The sequence below is a fragment of the Mesorhizobium sp. M7A.F.Ca.ET.027.02.1.1 genome, from assembly GCF_004022985.1.
Classification (GTDB): domain Bacteria; phylum Pseudomonadota; class Alphaproteobacteria; order Rhizobiales; family Rhizobiaceae; genus Mesorhizobium.
This window is the reverse complement of the sequence record NZ_RZOL01000634.1, coordinates 1-2,255: the sequence shown is the minus strand read 5'-3', so window position 1 is coordinate 2,255 and position 2,255 is coordinate 1. Positions and strand designations below refer to the sequence as shown.

The window sequence follows — 2,255 nt, the reverse complement described above, 5'->3', positions numbered from 1 at the left end:
GCCTCGGCTCATTTGGGTTGGCGGTACTGCTTATCCCCGTATCTTTGACTACGCGGCGATGGCAGAAATCGCTTTGGAGACGAACTCCTATCTGGTGGCCGACATCGCGCACATCAGTGGCCTTATTGTCGCAGGAGCGCACCCGAATCCCGTGCGACATTGCGACGTCGTCAGCAGCACCTCTCACAAGTCGATTCGCGGTCCCCGCGGTGGCTTCATTTTGTCGAGGAACGAAGATCGTTATCAGGCCCTGTACCATCCAAAGAGCAAATACAATCTCGCCAGACGGATAGATCGCGCGGTCTTCCCTCAACTGCAAGGAGGGCCTCATGTGAATGTTATCGCTGCGCTAGCTGTCGCTTTGCAGGAAGCCGCGAACCCGGCCTTCCGTAGCTATGGTCACCAGACTGTCAAGAATGCCAAGGCTCTGGCCCAGGCGCTTCTTGAGCGAGGTTATGACCTGGTTACCGGGGGGACTGACAATCACATGCTGATCCTCGATCTGCGTGATCGACCGCTGTCAGGCAAGGCCTACGCCGAGCGATTGGCAAAGGCAGGCATCATTACGAACTTCAATATGGTGCCCGGCGACCCGCGCGACCCGGCGGTCACAAGCGGAATTCGCTTGGGGTCGCCAGCAGTGACGTCCATGGGCATGCGCGAGGGGGAAATGGTGCAGATAGCTGCTTTCATCGACTTGGTCTGCCGCCAGCCCAACGATCCGGATGTTCACACCAGCGTGCGAAGAGACGTCGCCGACTTCTGCGCTGCGTTCGGGGTGCCGGGCATCACCGACACGTAAGGCGAGCTCATCAAAATGCTGCATACAACTCCACACCCGAAGCGAGGCATTTCATGGCTAGACAGTTCGTGTTCTCTTCCGAATCGGTTGGCGCGGGTCATCCGGATAAGTTGGCCGACAACATCTCGGATGCCATCCTCGATGCAACCCTCCGCTCAGATCCGAAGGCGCGCGTCGCCTGTGAAGCGTTGGTGAAGACCTATGAAGCGTTGGTGAAGACAGGGATGGTCGTTCTCGCTGGCGAGATTACCAGTAATGCGCGGGTCGACTACAGCCAAGTTGCTCGCGATACGATACTCGATATTGGATACGATGATGATGCCATCGGCTTTGATGGTCGGCGTTGCGCCGTCGTTCTGGCTCTCACAGAGCAGTCACCCGACATTAGCCAGGGCGTTGACGAGGGTCGAGGGCAGGATCTCGAGCAGGGAGCGGGGGATCAAGGCCTGATGTTCGGGTTCGCATGCCGCGAGACCGATACACTGATGCCCTTGCCGATCCAGCTCGCTCACCATTTGACGAAAAGGCAGGCGGAGGTCCGGAAGGCAGGACAGCTTAGCTGGCTGCGTCCTGACGTGAAATCCCAGGTTTCGGTGCGCTATGAGGGCTTGCGCCCGATCGCACTGGATACCATCGTCGTGTCGACACAACACGATGAGCAGGTCTCTCAAGAGACGGTCCGCGAGGGCGTCATTGAGGAAATTATAAAGCCCGTCCTGCCGAGCCACCTGGACACCAAGGATATCAGAATTCTGGTCAATCCGACGGGGCGGTTCGTAGTGGGTGGGCCGCACGGCGACTGCGGGCTCACCGGACGCAAGATCATCGTCGATTCGTACGGTGGTATGGGGCGTCACGGTGGCGGCGCTTTTTCGGGCAAGGATCCATCCAAGGTTGACCGCTCGGCGGCCTATGCGGCCCGGTATGTCGCGAAGAATATCGTTGCTAGCGGACTTGCGGACGTCTGCGAGGTGCAGCTTGCCTACGCTATCGGCGTGGCCAGTCCAGTTTCTGTCATGGTCAACACTTTCGGGACCGGGAAGATTGAGGAAGAAAGGATCGAGCGCCTCATTTTTGAGCTGTTCGATCTCAGACCTAAGGGCATTATCAAGATGCTCGATCTCTTACGCCCGATATACCGCAAGACCGCGACATACGGGCACTTCGGCCGCGAAGAGCCTGAGTTCACCTGGGAGAGGACGGACAGAGTCGACGACTTGCGTCGCGAGGCGGGACTCGCAGCTGCGTGATGGCCCGCGCCGAAATGGATTGGCAAGCGGAAAGATCAGGCCAACTCGCCAGATCAGCACCCGGCCGACATGGCAGAAGCCGGCGGGTTCATCGCGGAGACATTGATGCCGGATTATGACGTGCTTTGCATCGGCAATGCCATTGTCGACATCATCGCCCAGTGCGACGAGGAATTCCTCGAGACCAACGGCATCATCAAGGG

Annotated in this window: 1 protein-coding gene and 2 pseudogenes; all 3 read left to right on the top strand. The window is 58.5% G+C overall.

Features of this window, described 5'->3' with window-relative positions:
- A pseudogene (gene glyA, locus EN749_RS34455) lies at window positions 1-802 on the top strand (serine hydroxymethyltransferase); the annotation flags it as partial.
- Between the two features lie 53 nt (window positions 803-855).
- The gene (gene metK, locus EN749_RS34450) at window positions 856-2,052 is read left to right on the top strand and encodes a methionine adenosyltransferase (RefSeq protein WP_128364848.1); all 1,197 of its coding nucleotides are present in this window, start codon (window positions 856-858) and stop codon (window positions 2,050-2,052) included.
- Window positions 2,053-2,157: 105 nt separating this feature from the next.
- Window positions 2,158-2,255 (top strand): annotated as a pseudogene (locus EN749_RS39205) (adenosine kinase); the annotation flags it as partial.